Here is an 18025-nt window from a genome sequence, read left to right on the forward strand (position 1 = left end):
CCAGGCAAGTCGAACCGGCGAGGATAGCGCCAGCAGACAGCGCAGATGATGTGCTGGAAGTCGTGCAGACACGCACGTTGCATGTAACGACGCGATGTAACGCAAATGCGGCAACTACGCACACCGCAGCGCGCAATCAGGCCACCGCATCAAACGTACGCAAGCGGTCGGCATCGCAGGCAGCGCACGCGTCGCCCTGCATCCGCGCGGACATCGCGTTGCTGCAAGCATCAGCACCAACACTGCGCAGGCCGGTGCATCGCCGCCGGCACCGGGTCCAGCGGCATCGATGCATCGCACTCAGGCGGCAGGTGCCGACGCCGCAGTTGGCAGATGCTGCAACGCCTGCAACGTGGAGGTGGTCAGCGGCGACGGCAGCGCGTCCAGCGCAAACCAGCCGATGTCGGCAATCGCCTCGGGCTCGCGCCGCACGGCGTGCTCGCTGCCCTGGATCGCGGCCAGATACACCGGCGCGACCCAATGCTGCGGCGGCGCCAGGTCCGGCTCGAAGTAGCTGACGATGCACAGCACGGCCTGCAGCTGCACGTGCAGGCCGGTTTCTTCCAGCACTTCGCGCACCACGGCATGTTCCACCGTTTCCATCCAGTCCACCTTGCCGCCGGGCAGGCCCCAATGGCCTTGCTCGGGCGCACGCCCGCGCTGCACCAGCAACAGGCGGCCATCGGCGCGTCGGATGAACGCGCCGCATCCGACGCGTGGACGAAGATCGCTATCGATTGAACTGGACATAGGCATCCCGAAGGTGTGGCGCCGTAGTGTCCCAGATGTGCGGCAGGCAGGCGCCATCCCGATGATCGGCAACGGGCTGACCGAAAGGATCGTGGGCGACGATCTACCTTGCATCTGCGCCTTGCACGCTGGTAGCGACAGCCGAGAGATGCCAGCGCCGCTGCGCGATGCCGCCGGATCAATGCAGTGCATCGCCTGTGGGTGGTTGCGTGATGCGCAGCGTGGTCGCGATGACGCTGCACTGCGTGCGTCACCGCCCCCTCGCATCCGGACATCCACGCATCGCATGCCGGGAAGCAGCGTTTGGCCATGCGCCTGCGCGGCCGATAACGCTGCCTTAGCGCCCTGTTGGCGAGGATGCGGGCAGTCCGCGCCGCGAGGGCGCGCCGTCTTGGAGGTTGGGATGTCTCGTATCGTGTTGATCGGGGGCCATGGCAAGGTCGCACGCCTGCTCACGCCGCTGCTGGTGCGCGGCGGGCATTCGGTCACTGCACTGTTTCGCAATCCTGCACATGCAGACGATGTGATTGCCGACGGCGCTACCCCGCAGCTGTTCGATATCGAACAGGCCGACACCGACGCCATCGCCGCGCAACTGGCCGGCCACGATGCGGTGGTGTGGTCGGCCGGCGCCGGCGGCGGCAATGCCGCGCGCACCTACGCGGTGGACCGCGATGCGGCGATCCGCTCGATGCACGCCGCCGAGCAGGCCCGCGTGCGCCGCTACGTGATGGTGTCCTATCTCGGTGCCGGGCTGGAACACGGCATCGGCCCGGACGATGCCTTTTTCGCCTACGCACAGGCCAAGGCCGCGGCCGATGCGCACCTGCGCACTACCCCGCTGGACTGGACCGTGCTGGGGCCGGGGCGCCTCACCCAGGCCCCGCCCTCGGGCCGCATCACCCGCGACCCAGGCGGCGACGCCGACGGCGGCGTGTCGCGTGCCAACGTCGCGCAGGTCATCGCAGCGGCATTGGCGCTGCCGGCCACCATCGGCAAGACGGTGGGCTTCATCGACGGGCAGACGCCGATCCAGCAGGCCTTGTCGCAGCTGGAATGAACGCCAGGCCTATCGCGATGCCTGCGCAGGGCGCACAGTGGGCCTGCCTAACGAATTCCTAAAGCCGGCCTCGGCATAGTCGCGGGCGCAGTCCTTGTGGAGGTCGCTCATGTCTGCAGTTGTCACCCCACGCCGTGCCGGCATCCTGCCGCCGTATCTGCTGGACCATGTGGCCCAGGCCGCACCCGAGCGTGCGCGGCAGTGCGCGCGGCTATCCCGGCAGATCACCGCCCAGCTGCGGCAGCAGCGCGCGCTCGGCCTGCTTGCACGCACCCGCCCGCCGGCCGCCGATGCAGCGAGCGCGCCCACTGAGCAAGCAGTGCAGCGGCAGATCTACGACGCGCAGCAAGGCACCGCACTGCCCGGCACCCTGGTCCGTGCCGAAGGCGCGGCCGCCACCGACGATGTGGCAGTGACTGAGGCCTACGACTATCTCGGCGCCACGCACGCCTTCTTCCAGACCGTGTACGCGCGCAATTCCATCGACGGCGACGGCATGCCGTTGATCGGCACCGTGCATTACGAGCGTGGCTACGACAACGCCTTCTGGAACGGTGAGCAGATGGTGTTCGGCGATGGCGACGGCGAAATCTTCAACCGCTTCACCATCGCCATCGACGTGGTGGGCCACGAGCTGACCCACGGCGTCACCGAGCACACCGCCAACCTGATCTACCAGGACCAGTCCGGTGCCTTGAACGAGTCGCTGTCGGATGTGTTCGGCGTGTTGATCAAGCAGTACACATTGCAGCAGCAGGCCAGCGAGGCGGACTGGATCATCGGCGCCGGCTTGCTGATGCCCGGCATCAACGGGGTGGGCCTGCGCTCGATGCGCGCGCCCGGCACGGCCTACGACGACCCGGCGCTGGGCAAGGATCCGCAACCGGCCAGCATGGACGGCTTTGTCGACACCCAGGAGGACGATGGCGGCGTGCACTACAACTCCGGCATTCCCAACCACGCGTTCTATCGCGCTGCCGTGGCCATCGGTGGTTACGCGTGGGAGAAGACCGGCCGCATCTGGTACCGCGCGCTCACCGGCGGCGAGCTGGCCGCCGGCGCGGACTTCGCCACCTTTGCCGCGCTCACCGTCCGCATCGCCGGTGCGGACTATGGCTCCAGCGGTGCCGAGGCAACCGCGGTGCAACAGGCCTGGCGCGACGTGGGCGTGCTCACATGAGTGCACAACGTCCGCCGGTGGAGGCAGGCGTGACCTTGCGGCTGGCCCGCGAAGGCGGGGTGGCCGCCTTCCCCGCCATGCGGCGCGAACGGCAGCTGGTGATGGACGACCTGGACGATGCCCAGCGCCTGCAGCTGCGCAGCGTGCTGGACCAGTGCCTGGCGCATGCGCTGCCGCGCCCGCAGGCCGGTGGTGGCGATCGCCGCTATTTCAGCATTGCCTGGGACGGCGCCAGCGAGCCGCTGCGCATCCCCGAAGAACATGCACCGGCCGCGATCGTGCGGCTGTGGAAGCAGGGCACGCTGTAGCGCGCTTGTGCCGCGATGCCGCCGCATGCGACATCGCGCGTGCCCATCCCCGTGCACAAACGAAGACACCGCGCCATGCGCGGTGTCTTCGTATCGAAAGTGGTCCAACTGCGGATGCCTGCACCCTTTAAGCTGCCTAGATGCTCTAGGGCTGCACAGCTGGTGACGCATAGTGCTGCCTGCTGCGTTAGCGCCACGTGCAGCGCAGTGGTCAGCTGGAAGACACGCCGCTCATCCCCGCAGTGCAGCATGGCAGTGCCGGTGTGCGGGTCTGCCTGCACCGCGCGCCACGCACGCCTGCATTGCCGTGAACAGCGGCTTCGCGGATAGTCGCTGCACCGATCAGACCCCCTGGACCTCCGTGATTGTGTTGCTGCTTGCTGCCGGACTGCTTGCCGGCCTGGGACTGGCCGGCGTCATCGCATGGCTGCTGCTGCGCCAGCGTGCGCGCACCGCCAGCGCTGCGGCCGCGCCTGTCGCCACCGACACCGGCCTGCAGGACGCACCCGCGGCGCCCGCGGCCGCGGCCGTGCACACGCACGGGCAGGCACAGGCGCAGAGCGCGGCTACACCCCACCCGCTGCTGTGCGGGCCGCCGCCGATGCAGCCGCTGCTGCGCCGCATGTATGCCGCAGTGATGTCCAACCCGTCGCTGGCCGAGGGACGCCTGCCCACCGACCCGGCCCAGGCCGCGGTGCTGGATGCGGTGGGCGCTGCGCTCGCCCATGTCGACCTGCGCCCGCAGCTGCTGCCACGCCGCCCGCAGTTGTTGCCGCAGCTGATGCGCGCGGTCAACGACCCGGATGCCTCCGGCCGCGGCATCGCCGCGATCATCGCGCAGGACCCGGCGCTGGCCGCCAACCTGTTGCGCATCGCCAACAGCGCGCTGTACCGCCCGCAGGGCGGCCCGCTGGAAAGCCTGGAGCGGGCCGTGGTGCATATCGGCACCGAGGGCGTGCGCCAGATCGTCGCCGCCGCCGTCATGCAGCCGGTGCTGAGCCTGGAGGGCGGCCTCTACGCGCGCCTGCCGGCCGCGGTTTGGGATTACGCCCTGCGGACCGCCGCCGCCGCGGCTGCCTACATGCGCGAGCGCGCCGGCGATACCTTGGCGGCGCAGCTGGCCGGCTTGCTGCAAGGCCTGGGTGCGGTGGTGATCCTGCGCGTGCTGCGCGATGCCTACGCCGAGCGCCCCAGCGTGCCCTATAGCCTGGAGGTGGCCGCCGTGCTGGTCGAGCGCCATACCGCCGCCGTCGCCAAGACCATCGCCACCACCTGGGAGCTGCCCGCCGCACTGGGCACCGCGCTGGACGAGCAACGCCCCGGGCACGACACCACCCTGCTCACCAGCTCGCTCGGCATGGCGCTGCGGTACGGCCGGCTGGCCGCCGCGCTGGCCATGCTCGCCCGCCACGGCGCCGAGCAGCAGGAGCATGCGCTGAGCGTACTGTCCACGCTGGAGCCGGACCACACCGCCAACGCCGCGCTATGGCAGCGGCTGGTCGCCTCCAGCGTGGAGTGAGGCCGGCGCGGTCGCCGCAGGCCGGGCACGCGCGCGCGCGCAGGCAAGCGCCTGCACAGCACCGCATCACTCAGCACTCGCTGGCGATCATCTCCTTCACCCGCGTGGCGAGCACGCTCACGCTGAAGGGCTTGGCCAGCACCGCCATGCCCGGTTCCAGGTGGCCGTCGTTCAATTGCGCGTGTTCGGCAAAGCCGGTGACGAACAACACCTTGAGGTTGGGCCGGCCCACGCGCGCGGCGTCGGCCATCTGCCGGCCGTTCATGCCGCCGGGCAGGCCCACGTCGCTGATCAGCAGGTCGATCCGCACCGGCGACTGCAGGATGCCCAGCCCCGCGGCGCTGTCGCCGGCCTCCAGCACGGTGTAGCCCAGCTCTTCCAGCACCTCGGTGAACAGCAGGCGGATGGAGGGTTCGTCATCCACGATCAACACCGTTTCCCCGGCCAGCGACGGCGCCAGTTCCAGCGCGGCGGTGCTGCCATCGCTGCTGTCATCGGCACCGGCGTGCCGCGGCAGGTAGATGCACACCGTCGAGCCCTTGCCCACTTCCGAGTGGATGCGCACCTGCCCGCCGGATTGCTTGGCAAACCCGTAGATCATCGACAGGCCCAGGCCGGTGCCTTCGCCGATCGGCTTGGTGGTGAAGAACGGATCGAACGCGCGCGCCACCACCTCCGGCGGCATGCCGGTGCCGGTATCGCTCACGCACAACGACAGGTAGTGGCCTTCCGGCATGCCCAGTTGCTGGCCCATCTCGCGGTCGATCCGGCGGTTGCTGGTCTGCACGCGCACGCGCCCGCCGTTGGGCATCGCATCGCGCGCGTTGATGCACAGGTTGAGCAGCGCGTTCTCCAGCTGCGGCGCGTCCACCAGCGCCAGCCACAGTTCGGCGGCGACGACGTTTTCCACGCAGATCCCCGGGCCCACCGTGCGCTGGATCAGCTCCAGCATGTCCACCACCAGCCGGTTGACGTTGGTGGGCTTGGGCAACAGCGTCTGCCGCCGCGCAAACGCCAGCAAGCGGTGCGTCAGCGCCGCCGCGCGCGTGGTGGCGCCCTGCGCGGTGGCCACGTAACGCTCCAGTTCGCAGAAGCGGCCTTGCTCGATGCGCAGGCTCATCAGCTCCAGCGCACCGGAAATACCCGCCAACAGGTTGTTGAAGTCGTGCGCCAGCCCGCCGGTGAGCTGCCCCACCGCTTCCATCTTCTGCGATTGGCGCAGCGCTTCTTCCACCGTCATCAGCTCGCGCGTGCGCTCGGTGACCCGCTGCTCCAGCGTGTCGCTCAACTCGCGCAAGGCCGCCAGCGCGCGGTCGCGCTCTTCCGACAGCGCGTGGCGCGCCTCGATGTCGAGCAACACGCCGGGAAACCGCAGCGGCGTGCCATCGGCAGCCTTTTCGACCCGGCCATTGGCTTCCAGCCAGTAGTACTTTCCGTCGCGCCGTTTGACCCGGTACTGGTGCGCGTACGCACCGCCGCGGGCGAGCGCCTCGCCGATGGCCGCGCGCAGCCCCTCGCGGTCGTCCGGGTGCACCGTCCTGATCACCTGTTCCAGTGTCAGGCCGTTGCGGCTGCTGGACGGATCGAAGCCGAAGTTCTGCGCAAAGGCCTCATCCACCGAAAACGCGTCGGTGGGCAGGTCCCAGATCCAGGTGCCGATGATCGCCCCGGCCGCCAGCGCCAGCTGCACCCGCTCGGCATTGCGGCGCGCCACGGTTTCGGCCTCCAGCGCACGATCGCGCTCGCTGGTGCGGTTGACCACCTCGTGCACCAGGTGCGTGTTTTCATCGCTCAGCAGCGCGTGCTGGAGGTCGCGGTTGCGCGCGTCCGCCACCTGCGCGGTGGTTTCGATGGCGATATTCATCAGCCCCACCACGCTGCCGTCCTCGCCGCGGATCGGCGAGGCGGTGGCATTCCAGTAGGTCATCTCGCTGACACCGTTGCGCAGCATCGGCAAGGTGATCACTTCCTGCCCGAAGCCTTCGCCGGTCTGCATCACCCGCGCAAAGGCCTGCGCGATGGGCGCGTAGGTTTCCTTCCATACCTCGGTCACCGGCTGGCCCAGCGCCTGCGGATGACGCTCGCCCATCGATTGCACGTACACGTCGTTGTAGAACAGGCGCAGCTCCGGCCCCCACAGCACCGCACCGAGCAGGGTGGAATTGAGCACCACCGACAACGACGAGCGCAGCGACTGCGGCCAGGTCTCGGGCGCGCCCATCGGCGTGGCCGCCCAGTCGTGGGCGCGCATCAAGGCCCCCATCTCGCCGCCCCCCGCAAGAAACTCCAGGCCAATGGGCTCGATGGCGGGGCGCACTGTGCTCACGTGACGGCATTGCCTGGCAAAAAAGTGCGCGCATTGTGGCACGCAGCGGTCTCAACAAGACGTGCAGAACAACGCCCTGCTCGCGCACAGGCCGCGCACGCGCCAGCGCAGCAGCCAAACGTCCTGACGCGCGGATGACGGCATGCCCACATCGCACTCACACCACCGGGGTCCAGACTGGCCTTCAACATCCCCAACCGTAAGAGGCACACCCATGGACAAGAACCGTATCGAAGGCACCGCGAAAGAGATCAAGGGCTCGATCAAGGAAACCGTCGGCCGTGTCACGGGCGACAAGAGCACCGAGCTGGAAGGCGCCACCGAAAAGAACGTCGGCAAGGTGCAGAACAAGGCTGGCCAGGTCGCCGACAAAGTGCGCGACGCCTCCAAGTAAGTCGATCGAAGCTGTCCACGTCGACTGCATTGCCCGCGGGTGTCACGCCCGCCGCGGCGAAGCAGTGGACTGGTCAGCAGCCGTAACGCACGAGAGTGCGGACGGCAACGCCCACTTCGGCGAGATCGCACCAACGCCCCGACATGATCGGGGCGTTGGCGTTTGTGGGGTCTGGACAGGTGTTGATCTACAAGCCTGATCGCCAGGATTGTGCGCAGACTGCTGTAACGATTCTTGGGGCAGGTGCGCGCTCGTGCCGGCATAGGTCTGCGCATAAACCCGCCCAGAAGGACCAGCCGCTTGTCTCTAACCGCTTGGCTTGCGCCCGCGTGTAGCAGGCCGCTTCGCAATGCTGTCGCCGTACTGCTGCCACCACGCGGTCAGCGCTTCCATGGTTGGCCCCAGTCCACGCGCCTTTGGCGTGATGGCGTATTCCACGCGTGGCGGTACCTCTGCAAAGACGGTGCGTGTGACCAAGCCATCTGCTTCCAGTTCGCGCAATTGCGCCGTCAGCATGTGTTGAGTGATGCCGGGGATTGCCGCGCGCAGCTCGCCAAAGCGATACATCCGCTGATGCAGCAGCCACATGATTTCCAGCTTCCATTTCCCCGACAGCAGCGCAAATGCACGGCGCATTTCCTCATGCATATTGGGCTCGCCTGTATCAATGGTCTGCTTTTTCATACTAAGCCCCAGTGATTCATCCTACTTTTCAATAGGTATCTTAGGCGACATTCTGATTGCCGGTTGCATTTACTTATTGACTGGCAAACACCATGAGCATCTCTGTCTATTGGATCAGTACCGCCCTGCTGTGCCTGCTGTATCTCGCCTCTGCCTGCATGTATCTGGCCAAGGGTGAGTTCGTGCGCAAGGCGCAGGCCGAGCTGGGCTATTCGGCGCCGTTGCTGGTGCCCTGGATGATCGTCATCAAGATTCTGGGCCCGGTGGCGATTGTGTGCCGCTTCAACACCGCGTTGAGCGATCTTGCCTACGCCGGCATGTTCTATCACCTGCTGTTATCCGGCATGGCGCATCTGGGTGTGCGCAAGCCCAAGGGTGCGGTACCGGCCGCGCTGGGCCTGCTCTTTCTGCTCGCCTCGTTCGGCACGCAAAACGCCGCCCGCCAGCCGCCTTCGCCGTATGCGCCGATGGCAGCGGCCATCCACGCAACGCTGCAGTGATTCGACGCCTGGTTGAGCGCTGTCGGCTGGGCCGCTGCAACGCGCCCGGCCCAGCCAGCACCCTCACCCTCGCGCTAACTCGAGGTGAGCGAACAGACAGGACAGTGGTTAGCCGATGGGTGGGCGGGTGACTACCCAGGTTTCTGCCAGTTCGGATTGTTCCCCAGTTTCGGGTAATGCCTGACCAGTGTGTGCAGTGCGTCGGCCAATGCGAGGGGATCTCCGCGTAATACTTTTACAGTGTCCAAGACGCCTCGTGGCAGGGGGGCCATTTCCGTCAAGTTTTTAAGAAGATTCAGGATGCGTCTGCCGTGTTCTTCGTTCGGCGCATCGTATGTCTCCTCGATCCCGGACACCATGTTCGCAACCTGCGCTGCCACGCTTTGCTTGAGGATCAGGCCCTCCTGGAGCTGCAAGAACCTTTTATCGCCGCCTGCCTTGATCACCTGGATCTCAAGATCGACATCTGCTACGAACTGCCGCATCTTTCTGAACATGGCGCGGCCTGCGTCTTGCTCGCTGCCTTCAGCAGGCGCCTCGGCTGCGCCTGGATGCGCGTAATGGCTGGCAATCCGATGCTGGATCTGCCTGATCTTTTCAGCGATGTCGTCGCTACCACCAACGGCTCTTTTTCCAAGCGCGCAATCACTCATGCGCTTGAGTAACTTGAATGCCGATGTGTGCTCGGCATGAAGGGCTTCGTTAGCGAGGATGGGACCAATCTCATCGAGCAACGTGTGTGCCATCTCCTGCATCCTGACCAGCACGCGCGTTTCCAGGCCCGATCGTTGTAGCCGCATTGGCTGTGACGTCGTGGGCCGTGATGGGGTTGCCGGCCGCGACGGGCGCTGCGGGCGACGCTGCAGCCCCTGCAATGGCGACTGATTCGGCAAGGGTGTGGATGGCGCGGGCCGCGGCGGCGTTACCTGGGGCGTGTGTTCTTGCTGCGTGTAGGTCACTGGCGCACGAGTGCTACTGACATTGTTTGAAAAACAGTTTCCCATCGCTTTTTGCCAATACTTCAATGACGGGCGGCAAGTAGACCAGGGCCACTTCCGGCAATGCGCAAGCAGACGCGAATGAACGATTGTGCATCCGAAGCTACGCCATGCTGGTCAGCAATGTGGCAGGGCCCTGTCATCACAGAGCGGGCGCGCAGCCACGGGCAAGGCGAGCACGTGCGTCTCGCCCCCCGCTTGAAACTACCGGCTAACGCTGTCCGGATCGGCTCTTGGCCCTGCGTTGGCGGCCACCGACTTGGCGACGTCGTTGGACATCATCGGCCTGACGCTGCCTATCGCATTCTTCCAGGTCGCATTGCCGGCAATATTTGACATCACCGTGGTGTCCAGCAGAAACGATTCCTGTCCGGTTTCCGTGTAACTGGTGACACAGGAACGCCCCAGCGTCTGCGAGCAGAGCGACCTAGTGGAGGACACGTTCTCATCCAATGGCGCGAAAACGAGATCGCCAGGTGTGTCCGTGATCGGGACAAAGAACTCGCCTCCAGGAGTGAAGTAGTTACCCTCCATCAACAGGCTGACGGTCGTTGTCGCAGAAGCGCCAATGTAAAAGTTTGAGGTGTAAAGATTGTTCACCAGATGAATGACGCCACCAGTGCCTCCCGCTGGCGTGCCCATTTCCGGAGAGCGCCCTGCGGTGGCATAGAAGTGATTCGCTACCAAAGTGATTTCTTGAGCATCTCCGTTCAGCAGCAGGATCCAGGAGCTTCGACCATTGCAGAAGTGCCCATACTCAGTCTCGCCGTCAAACGTGTTGTTGGAGATGGTCATCGCTTTAGCGGCGCCCCAGCCCGTCACGATCATCTGTCGGCCAATCCGTGCGAACGCGTTATGGTCGATCCAGATCCTGCTTGCGTTATCGACGGTGATCGCATCGCCAGCAAAGACGATGCCCTCATTGATATCGTTGATCGACAGGTTCCGCACAATGATGTTTGACACGCCCCCGGTCATCGTCAAGCCTTTGCCCTTGATCCCCGCCGACGCCCCAATACCGATCACCGTCTTGTTCGAACCCACCAGCAACGCCGATGCTGCTGCGCTGTCATAGGTCATCGGGAACGTTGGGCCAGTGCCACAGTATCCGAGCACATCCAGAATCTTTTCCTGCTTGCCGGTCGGCCCCACGCATTGTCTGTCAGAGTAAACGCAGCCCTTTCCGGAAATGGTTCCCTCCGTTCCCCTGAAGTCGATGACTGTATTCAACCGGATGATGCGAGGCGTATCGTCTATGCAGTTAGCGCCCTGGTAACGCTGGCACAGAGCGTCCTTAAGCTCTGCTGGCGTCGATACATCGACCACCTCGCCCCCCGTGCCTCCGGAGGTTCCCGCGCCGAAGCCGACCGGCTCGCTTGCCAGTGCCGCGGTTGTCGTTCCAGCCAATAGCATGACGGTGGAAAACACGGGTCCCATGACCGAACGTCTTGAGAAGATTTGCCGCTTGATGACATCGATCATGAAGAACCTTTGCGCTGGGGGCGCTGTGTTGTGGGGGGGAGGGGGCGATTGCGTCTGACTGGCAATCGGCGGCGAGCCGAGTGACTCACGTTTGCCGTCGCTGCCTGTCGGAACACTAGGGAAATTCTCGCGTTGGGTCCCCGTTGCGCGTCACAGTCGTCGTCGCTCAAAGAGAACCCGAGGAAACGAGAGCGAAGAGCAAGGAACGGGAGTCTTGACAGGATGAGGTGGCACGCCCTGCGTCTACTTCACCAGAGTCGTCATGCCACCGACGAAGGAGGCGCGGTGTCGGCTTGAAAAGTGTCAAAGCACGTCGTCATTTGCGCAGGCCACCGCTTCAACAGGCCAGGCCTCACCCGGTTATCGGCACCGAGCTTCGGTGTAGAGACCATTGAAACAGATGTTGGCGCAGCCGCCGCCAATGTTTTTTTGATCCGGCCTGCGGCTCGCGCTGGGTCATGCACCTATCGGACGCTGTAGTACAGCGCCAAGCGACATGCTTGGGTAAGACACCAAATGTCGGCGCAGCAGGTGCCTGCGACATCGCGCACCTCAGGCCGCCGGAGATCCCCTGCCCGATTGAAACTACCGGCTAACGCTGTCCGGATCGGCTCTTGGCCCTGCGTTGGCGGCCACCGACTTGGCGACGTCGTTGGACATCATCGGCCTGACGCTGCCTATCGCATTCTTCCAGGTCGCATTGCCGGCAATATTGGCCATCACCGTGGTGTCCAGCAAAAACGATTCCTGTCCGGTTTCCGTGTAACTGGTGACACAGGAACGCCCCAGCGTCTGCGAGCAAAGCGACCCCGTGGAGGACACGTTCTCATCCAGTGGCGCGAACACCAGATCGCCGGGTGTACTGGCGACCGGGAAAAAGTATTGGCCCTCTGGATTGAAGTAGTTCCCTTCGGCCAACAGGTTGACGTCCCTTGACGCAGTGGCGCCAAAATAGAAGTTGGACGTATACAGATTGTTCACCAGATGAATCATGCCGCCCGTGCCGATTTCCGGCGAACGCCCTGCGGTGGCATGGAAATGATTTGCCAGCAAGGTGATTTCTTCAGCTTCGCCGATCAGCAGCATGATCCAGGAGCTTCGACCGTTGCAGTAGTGCCCATACGCGGTCTCGCCATCAAACATGTTGTTGGAAATGGTGACTGCCTTGGCCGGCCCCCAGCCAGTCACGATCATCTGCCGGCCGATGCGTGCGAACGCGTTGTGGTCGATCCAGATCCTGCTTGCGTTATCGATGCTGATTGCATCGCCGCCAAAGACGATGCCCTCATTGAGATCGGTGATCGACAGGTTTCGCACGATGATGTTCGATACACCGCCGGTCATCGACAAGCCCGTGCCCTTTATCCCCGCCGATGCCCCGACACCGATCAGCGTCTTGTTCGAACCCACGGACAGCAGTGACTTCGCTGCGTTGTCGTAGGTCAGTGGGAACGTTGTACGACCGCTGCAGTATGACCCGTTGTCCAGAACCCGCTCCTGCTTCCCGCTCGGCTCTGCACACTGCCTGTCAGCGTAAACGCAGCCCGTTGTGGACGTGGTTCCCTGCGTTGCCGTGAAGTCGATGACGGTGTTCAGGCGGATGATGCGAGGCGTGTCGTCTATGCAGGTATAGCCCTGGTAACGCTGGCACAAGGCATTCTTGAGCTCTGCCGGTGTGGAGACATCGACCACTTCGCCCCCCGCGCCTCCGGTGGTTCCCGCGCCGAAGCCGACCGGCTCGCTTGCCAGTGCCGCGGTTGTCGTTCCAGCCAAGAGCATGACGGTGGAAAACACGGACCCCATGACCGGACGTCTTGAGAAGATTTGCCGTTTGATGACATCGATCATAAAGAACCTCGCGTTGGGGGCGCTGCGTCGTGGGGGGCGATCGCGTCTGACTGGCAATCGGCGGCGAGCCGAGTGACTCGCGCTTGCCGTCGCTGCCTGATGCAACACTAGGGGAATTCTCGCGCTGGGTCCCCGTTGCGCGTCACAGTCGTTGGCGCGCAAAGAGAACGCGAGGAGACGGGAGCGAAGAGCAGAGAACGGAGTCTTAACAGGATGACGTGGCGCACCCTGATCAAATGAGCACCACCCTATTAGTGACCGGTGGAGCCGCGTGCCGCTAACGTAGCCGAATAGCTAAGCGCGATGAACCGGGCCAGCGCCCGGCTGCTCGTGATGCACCGCGAACCTACGCAGTGCGATGCCCTGGCCTCACTCACCCACCGCCGCGCGGCAGGCGGCCAGGGCGCGGCTGATGTGTTTTTCCACCATCTTGACCGAGATGCCCATGACGGCGGCAACTTCCGGGTAGGTGAGGCCGTCGAAGCGGTTGAGCATGAAGGCCTGGCGGCATTTGGGCGGCAGCGCGGGCAGCGTGTGGGTGTGCAGGTGCTGCAGGGTGCGGCGGGCGTCCACCAGCTGGTCCACCGCCGTGCGGACGGCGGCGAGCGGTTCGCTGCCCTCCAGCGGCACGTGGCGGGCGGCGTGCCTGCGGTGGCGCGTTCGCCAGTGCTCCAGCACCACGTTGTGGGCAATGCGGTACAGCAGCAGCTTGTAGCTGTGGATGTCTGGCGTGTTGCGGTAGGCCAGCAGGCGCAGCAGCGTCTCCTGGGCGAGGTCGGCGGCGGTGTGCGGGTCGCGCAGGCGCCGCCGCATGTAGGTGAGCAGCTCCGCCTGCAGCTGCATCACGGCCTGGTCGAAGCGTTCCCTGGGCGGCGTACGCTCCTCGCGCACGTGCCAGCGCGTGGTGACGCGGCCAAGCGCGTAGATACCCGCCGCGGGCGCGCGGGCCGGCAGCTCACGCTTGGCATAGGCGCTGCGGTGGCGCCACGGGCGGCTGCCGTAGCGCTCAACCGGCACCGCGCTTGCGGCGTGCATGCGCGCCGCGACCGCCTGGCTGATGACACCGTGGCGGTCTGCATGCGACACGCCGGTCATGCCCTCACTCATCATGCGACGTCTCCAGCAACGGGCCGGGCGCATGCGGTGCGCGCATGCGCTGCGGCGTGATCAATGTGGGTCTACAAGGCTGATGACCAGCTCGCCATCGCGCTGGCGGATGTGCAGCTTGCTGCCGATGGCAAAGCCCAATTGTTCCAGCCAGCGGCCGCGCAGGCGCAGGGTGGGAACACGCTGGTGACTGTCGGGATAGTACCCATAGCCGACGGTGCACTGCTGCGGCGCACGCGGGCGGCCGGGCCGCCGCGGTGTGCGGGGTTCGGCGCGGGGTTCGGGGATGGGCGTGCGCTCGAGGTAGCGCCGCGGCGGGATCGAGGGATCCAGCGAGCGCCAGACGACTTCAGTAGGCGGCGGCGCCGTGGCGCGCTTGCGCGCAGGCGTGGGGCGGGATGAGGAACGACGCATGGCAAAGCCCTCCTTGACGAACAAGCCCCGTCGCACGACGCGACGGGATGTCGGGAGGCTAGAAACCGCAGACAGACTTCAGAATTGTTTTCCCAGACAGCTTTGCATTAGCTGCACTCCGACATACGCATCGCGTCGGCTGCACTCGTACAAAAAATCCAGGCACAAAAAACCCACCGGTTTGACGGAGGTGGGTACCGCTGTCTGAGGAGTTTCTAGGCTCCTTGCAGCCGAGATTGCTACCTGTTTGGCGGTGTGTCAACTGGTAACTAGTGCGTCATTGCCGCCGCGCGTCCAGTCGAAAAACTTACGTGCAAAGCCGCACATGTGGGCACCGGACATCGCTTCAACTTGACCCAACTCACCACCACACGCACACTTCCGCTCGGAGCCTAGAAACTCCACACAGACAGCGGCACCCACCTCCGAGAATTTGGTGGGTTTTTTGTGCTTGGCCTCTGGCCCAGCACTGCTCGGCGCTATTGCGCCGGGAGGGCGGCGAATACAACACCCGCAAGGGGAATAAGCCCGCCGGCTGTCTGCGGTTTCTAGCCTCCCGGCATCCCGCTGCGTTGTGCAGCGGGAGCTGCCTCATGGCAAGGAGAGCGGCATGCACGACGAACCCGGCTACTGGATGTCCGAAGGCACGCAATACCACCTGCTGCGCGTACGCGACCAACTACGCCTGCTGGCCACCTTGGCCACGCCACGTACCCGCGACGAAGCCACGCTGGGGACGCCAACAATTCCATTGCAGCAATGGGCCCATTGCCTGCAGCACCTGGCCGAGCAGGTGGATGATGTGCTAAGTGATCTAGGCAGCGCGAAGTAGCGGCACCATGCTTGTGTGCATTAGGAAAAAATGCGCCCGAGGACAGCGCCCCGAATACTAAGCGGACTGAACCACCCACGTCTCAACAACGTAGGCTAGGATCGGTGCGTCAAGGGGGGGAACACCATGGACAGGATCATCAACGCGCACCGTGTCGTGCTGGCACTAACAACGCTGTGCTTGCTTACGTGCGGACAAGGCGTGGCGGCGCAGAGCATGAGCTCAGCCACAGGTAAGGCGAACAGCAAGTACATCCCGCCAACGCGGCAGCCGTACAACTCCATGGCGCGCGACACTACGCCCTTCAATTGCGAGCAATACCGCGCGCACCCGCACCCGGGCATGGTGCGTTACTGCCAGGGCATCGAGAACATGACCCTTCGTAATGAGGCACGTAGCCATGGGCGTCCCGCTCCATCGGATTCGATCATCTTGCTGCCGGGACTGGGCACTGCAGAGGCCAAACAGCTTGGCTATACATGTGTGGGTGGGCAAGCGATGAAGCGGCTACGGAATGGATGGGAGCAAGTTTCGGCTGCTGCGGGTGGGTGGCAGCGCTGTCGGGATGGTTAAGTGAAGCTGACCAAGTTGCAGAGCTTGGCCTTCACTGATGCGCCGTTTCCTGCTTCAGAGCAATGCGTTCCACATTGAGACGAGATTATTGAATCAAGCAGATTTTACTTTTAGCCAAGGATAGCGAGACGATGCAAATTACATTCGATAGAAAAACCGTGAACGAGTGCTTGCGTCAGAAATTCTCGTTGCCTACCTTCCAGCGCGATTACAAATGGGAGCTAAAGCATCTAACGGATCTTTTGACGGATATCCAGGAATCGTTCGCTGCCTCTTGGAAAAATACCGACAGTCGGACCGAGGTTCTTGGTTACCCCGTCTACTTTCTTGGCACCATCATCACTACCGATGCAGGGCATGGCGCTAAGGCTATAATTGATGGACAGCAGCGGGTGACAACGCTTCTTCTTCTAATGAGCTATCTCGATCGAGTGGCTTCTAAAAACCCTGCACTTGGCATGTCTCCAGTCGAGGAAGCGATTAGGCGGCGCATTGCCGGTACAAGTCAGTTTAATCTCGAAATGGATGTCAATCGGCGACAACTATTCGACATTTTGTTAAATCATACTTTGAACGACGAAGAGCTCACCGAGGCGGTCGACTCGATACTTAATATCGATCCGGGAACCAAGCGGCTATGGGAACTATACCAAGGCATTCCCAGCATGATTTCTGACACAATCAGTAGTAACAACCTGATCCCGCACTTGGCAGACTTCATAACCGAACGCGTGTGCCTTTTCGAAATTGGTGTGCCGAAGGAGCAAGATGGGCATCGCGTTTTCGTGACTATGAACGACCGAGGTCTGAAGCTTACTCCGATTGATCTACTTAAGGGATTCCTACTGTCAGGAATATCGGTCGATTACGAGAACAAGCAGGCACATGCAGCTTGGATAGCGGTTATCCGCTTATTGCAAGAAATCGGCAGCGACGAAGACTCGAACTTTTTCAAGACTTGGCTTCGCGCACGCTTTGCAAAAACGATTCGCGGTAAGAATCGTGGCGATGCGCCAGCCGATTTCGAAATCATAGGTGACAGTTACCATCGATGGGTCATGGATAACAAGTCTTCGCTCTTCCTGAAGAATGGCGATGACTATTATCGACTGATGACTCGAGAAATACCTTTCTACGCCGAAATTTATCAACGAATAAAAAAATATGAAGAGAGCTACGATCATGAGTACCGTCACGTTTTTTACAACGGTGCCCGTTCGCTAACGCTGCAGACGATGGCGGTCCTTTCCGCTATCAAGCCGAGCGATATTGAGGATGATGTTAAGCGAAAAATTAAATGCATTTCTTATGTTCTAGACCATCTTGCCACAGCGAGAGCGTGCCAAGGAAAGGAGAATACTTACGACAACGTGCGTGACATCATCTTTGATCTTGCTTTAGAGATGCGCGATCTCGACAGCTCTGCTCTTTCTGCATTAATTGACGCAAAGATCGCCACTAGCGATTACGTCGTCAATCTTAAATTGGTAAATTTTGATCAAACAAAGAAGCAAGATTTGCTGCACCTGATGGCGCGGCTCGCCGATTCTCTAGAGCGCGGGATAGGAATTACTAGTGCCGTCGGATTTAGCGCGTACGCTGATAGAACTGTTGGAAGCAGAACTTTTGACGTGGAGCATTTACTTCCTGTCCCGATGGCAGAAACTGCGAATGAAATAATCGCAGCTGGCGGCACCTCTTTCGCCAGCACGAGCGACTACCAAACTCGCCGTTCAATGATTGGCGGCCTTATCCTTCTTCCCCGAGGAAAGAACAGGTCACTGAAGTCAATGAAATACACAGAAAAATTGACAAGATATGCCTCCGAAAATGTTCTTGCGCAGAGCCTCACAAAATCCTTCTACCTAAACAATCCGAATATCAGTCGCTATATCTCCGCCTCTGGAGTGCCGCTCACTGCTCATGACTACGTGGACCCGCTCATCATTGATGCCCGAACCAATATGTATCAGACGGTTGCCGCTGATCTTTGGAGCTCTAGAACCCTCAAGAGCGTCATGGTTTGAGGGGTGCACCTTTATCAGCGGAA

At 62.9% G+C, this 18025-nt stretch carries 17 protein-coding genes; 9 read left to right on the top strand and 8 right to left on the bottom strand.

Translation table 11 applies throughout. The features are described from left to right. Nucleotides 1-300: 300 nt before the first annotated feature. Nucleotides 301-756, bottom strand: coding sequence for an NUDIX domain-containing protein (locus EO174_RS08110; protein ID WP_119130053.1), 456 nt, complete (start codon nt 754-756; stop codon nt 301-303). A 397-nt stretch (nt 757-1153) separates the two neighbouring features. Between EO174_RS08110 and EO174_RS08115 the strand changes: the two genes are divergently transcribed. From EO174_RS08115 to EO174_RS08130, 4 genes are all read left to right on the top strand, one after another. Further along, entirely contained in the window at nt 1154-1810 is a 657-nt protein-coding gene (locus EO174_RS08115; protein WP_126943641.1) for an SDR family oxidoreductase, read from the top strand. A gap of 109 nt (nt 1811-1919) precedes the next feature. Continuing rightward, nucleotides 1920-2990 (top strand): M4 family metallopeptidase, encoded by a 1071-nt coding sequence (locus EO174_RS08120; RefSeq protein WP_126943644.1) that lies wholly within the window; start codon nt 1920-1922, stop codon nt 2988-2990. Continuing rightward, the gene (locus EO174_RS08125) at nt 2987-3298 is read left to right on the top strand and encodes a protealysin inhibitor emfourin (protein WP_126943647.1); all 312 of its coding nucleotides are present in this window, start codon (nt 2987-2989) and stop codon (nt 3296-3298) included. Before EO174_RS08120 ends, EO174_RS08125 begins: the two co-directional genes overlap by 4 nt. 307 nt (nt 3299-3605) lie before the next feature. Further along, on the top strand, nt 3606-4817 hold the full coding sequence (locus EO174_RS08130; RefSeq protein WP_241239984.1) for an HDOD domain-containing protein: 1212 nt from the start codon (nt 3606-3608) through the stop codon (nt 4815-4817). 70 nt (nt 4818-4887) lie between these two features. Here EO174_RS08130 and EO174_RS08135 read toward each other — a convergent pair whose 3' ends face one another. Continuing rightward, nucleotides 4888-7143, bottom strand: coding sequence for an ATP-binding protein (locus EO174_RS08135; protein ID WP_115675539.1), 2256 nt, complete (start codon nt 7141-7143; stop codon nt 4888-4890). 214 nt (nt 7144-7357) lie between these two features. Here EO174_RS08135 and EO174_RS08140 point away from each other — a divergent pair, with 214 nt between their 5' ends. Next, nucleotides 7358-7537 carry a CsbD family protein gene (locus EO174_RS08140; RefSeq protein WP_102580081.1) on the top strand — a complete coding sequence of 60 codons (180 nt, stop codon included), beginning with the start codon at nt 7358-7360 and terminating at the stop codon, nt 7535-7537. A gap of 306 nt (nt 7538-7843) precedes the next feature. On the opposite strand, the gene EO174_RS08145 is transcribed toward EO174_RS08140, so the two are convergent. After that, the gene (locus EO174_RS08145; protein ID WP_126943650.1) at nt 7844-8221 is read right to left on the bottom strand and encodes a helix-turn-helix domain-containing protein; all 378 of its coding nucleotides are present in this window, start codon (nt 8219-8221) and stop codon (nt 7844-7846) included. A gap of 92 nt (nt 8222-8313) precedes the next feature. Between EO174_RS08145 and EO174_RS08150 the strand changes: the two genes are divergently transcribed. Then, complete coding sequence (locus tag EO174_RS08150) at nt 8314-8721, top strand: DoxX family protein (RefSeq protein ID WP_126943652.1); 408 nt, start codon at nt 8314-8316, stop codon at nt 8719-8721. A gap of 131 nt (nt 8722-8852) precedes the next feature. On the opposite strand, the gene EO174_RS08155 is transcribed toward EO174_RS08150, so the two are convergent. The 5 genes from EO174_RS08155 to EO174_RS08175 all read right to left on the bottom strand — a co-directional run bounded on the left by EO174_RS08155 (nt 8853) and on the right by EO174_RS08175 (nt 14570). After that, entirely contained in the window at nt 8853-9467 is a 615-nt protein-coding gene (locus tag EO174_RS08155) for a hypothetical protein (protein ID WP_241239985.1), read from the bottom strand. A 456-nt stretch (nt 9468-9923) separates the two neighbouring features. Beyond that, nucleotides 9924-11201: a pectate lyase gene (locus tag EO174_RS08160; RefSeq protein WP_126943658.1), complete on the bottom strand. Its 1278-nt coding sequence runs from the start codon at nt 11199-11201 to the stop codon at nt 9924-9926. 585 nt (nt 11202-11786) lie between these two features. Continuing rightward, a complete protein-coding gene (locus EO174_RS08165; protein WP_126943661.1) occupies nt 11787-13049 on the bottom strand; it encodes a pectate lyase in 1263 nt (420 codons plus the stop codon). Nucleotides 13050-13418: 369 nt separating this feature from the next. Beyond that, a complete protein-coding gene (locus EO174_RS08170) occupies nt 13419-14144 on the bottom strand; it encodes an RNA polymerase sigma factor (RefSeq protein WP_126943663.1) in 726 nt (241 codons plus the stop codon). 72 nt (nt 14145-14216) lie between these two features. After that, nucleotides 14217-14570 (bottom strand): SymE family type I addiction module toxin, encoded by a 354-nt coding sequence (locus EO174_RS08175; protein WP_126943666.1) that lies wholly within the window; start codon nt 14568-14570, stop codon nt 14217-14219. 610 nt (nt 14571-15180) lie between these two features. Here EO174_RS08175 and EO174_RS08180 point away from each other — a divergent pair. From EO174_RS08180 to EO174_RS08190, 3 genes are all read left to right on the top strand, one after another. Next, nucleotides 15181-15402, top strand: coding sequence for a hypothetical protein (locus EO174_RS08180; RefSeq protein WP_164740136.1), 222 nt, complete (start codon nt 15181-15183; stop codon nt 15400-15402). A gap of 126 nt (nt 15403-15528) precedes the next feature. After that, on the top strand, nt 15529-15975 hold the full coding sequence (locus EO174_RS23155) for a hypothetical protein (RefSeq protein ID WP_126943673.1): 447 nt from the start codon (nt 15529-15531) through the stop codon (nt 15973-15975). Nucleotides 15976-16106: 131 nt separating this feature from the next. Then, nucleotides 16107-18002, top strand: a complete 1896-nt coding sequence (locus tag EO174_RS08190) for a DUF262 domain-containing protein (protein ID WP_126943677.1) — start codon at nt 16107-16109, stop codon at nt 18000-18002. The last annotated feature ends 23 nt before the right edge of the window (nt 18003-18025 follow it).

This window comes from Xanthomonas sp. BRIP62418, from assembly GCF_003993495.1.
GTDB lineage: Bacteria > Pseudomonadota > Gammaproteobacteria > Xanthomonadales > Xanthomonadaceae > Xanthomonas > Xanthomonas euroxanthea.